We start from the raw sequence: 1111 nt of genomic DNA on the forward strand, positions 1-1111 counted from the left end.
TTGTGACACTCTGCTGTGAGCAAGGGTTTGACGTCAATGCGCCAGACGACGGTGAAAATACGCCGCTGCATACCGCGTTATTCTTCGATGAAGACGAGGTTGAAGAAGAGGACGTCATCCAGATGGTCACCAGCCTGCTCACCGCCGGCGCGGACCCCAATCGGGCCAATGCCGCCGGGGAAACACCGCTGATGATCGCCTCACGCCGCAACCTGACCGATTGCGTCTCGCTGATGAGCATGATGACGGCAACCGCCCACGGGTTTGGTGCGGCTGGGCCGAGGTTGTCGTGACGTCAACGGTTGGCAGATAACACCATAACGGCAATATCAGTGCTGATGAGCGCTGATATTGCCGGTGGAAAGATTATTTAAACCACTATCGAAATATTATATATTTATAATTAAAGTTACATTTAAAATAGCCAATACCCAAGCAAAAAACGAAACAACAGATAAATAAAACCTAAAATAAAATCGACAAGGGTTGACGAAAACCAAATCAACTTTAAAGTAGTGATTGCACGCTGCGGGGATATGAAACTTGCCATATCTACGTTAATCATGCCGTATGAAAAAACCGGAGGTTTTATGCATGCAATCGCTGATGAAAGAGTCGCTAATGAAAAAGTAATAACGCCATCAATACAGTTACATGAAAATTTAATGGCGTTAAGCAAAAGCGTAAAAGGAATAATCCCTGGCATTTCGGCCACACACGTCAATGATATATTGCAGTTAACTATTTCTCCAATGGCACTGGCTTGGAATTGGTCGAAAGGATTCAACTACCGACCACAATGATGTAGTGACCCCTTGATTCCCTAATAAAAAATAGTTAAATAGTTTTTTATGGCCCACAGGGTGAACCTCAGGGATGAGGTTCATTAATTCTGATGTACATCCAATACCGTTAATACCTCAACTTTACGCTGGAATCCGTTGCCGATGATCTTAAATGCGTTCACCAACGATATAAAGCAAAAACCAGCAGCGGCACTTTTAGCCATTATAATTACTGCTATTAGTTTGGTGACGACATTTCTTATCGTTATGCTCTATGTTACAGATCGTGATATTGAACGGGGATTGCCGGAGCATCAGCGTTTATA

General features: G+C 43.8%; 2 protein-coding genes. Both read left to right on the forward strand.

Annotation, left to right across the window (positions count from 1 at the left end):
* The coding region (locus tag J5224_RS29310) for an ankyrin repeat domain-containing protein (protein ID WP_264628587.1) at positions 1–293 on the forward strand (293 nt) is incomplete at its 5' end.
* A gap of 243 nt (positions 294–536) precedes the next feature.
* On the forward strand, positions 537–803 hold the full coding sequence (locus tag J5224_RS29315) for a hypothetical protein (protein WP_264628588.1): 267 nt from the start codon (positions 537–539) through the stop codon (positions 801–803).
* Positions 804–1111: the final 308 nt, after the last annotated feature.

This window comes from Candidatus Symbiopectobacterium sp. NZEC135 (genome assembly GCF_025962695.1).

Coding starts and splice junctions, on each gene's coding strand:
- J5224_RS29315 (WP_264628588.1), top strand. CDS start 537: ATGAAACTTGCCATATCTACGTTAATCATGCCGTATGAAAAAACCGGA.